Below are 265 nucleotides of genomic sequence, written 5' to 3'. Positions count from 1 at the left end.
GCGATGGTGAGTATGGTACAGATTGGCTATTTTGGTTTTTCGGACGAATTATTTAGCCAAATGATGGTGTATTTATTTGAGGCTTTATTTGTAACCTCAGGATTGGTACTAGGTTTGTCCATTCCCGGACTGTTATTTTATAGACGGCGTGCCATTGTTTAAGTAGGTTTAGGCGGGTTTAAGTAGATTTAGGCAGGTATAGACATTTAAATGTTAGGCTGTTTCTAGCGAAAAACTAACCACATCGAAGCGACTTAACATACCC

1 pseudogene is annotated in these 265 nt (G+C 39.2%); it reads left to right on the top strand.

The features are described from left to right. Window positions 1-162 (top strand): annotated as a pseudogene (locus AAEY79_RS15210) (threonine/serine exporter); the annotation flags it as partial. Window positions 163-265 lie beyond the last annotated feature (103 nt).

This window comes from Psychrobacter sp. GW64-MNA-CIBAN-0177, assembly GCF_040309585.1.
Lineage (GTDB): Bacteria > Pseudomonadota > Gammaproteobacteria > Pseudomonadales > Moraxellaceae > Psychrobacter > Psychrobacter okhotskensis.
The sequence above is the reverse complement of the archived record's forward strand: the minus strand, read 5'-3'. Positions and strand labels throughout refer to the sequence as shown.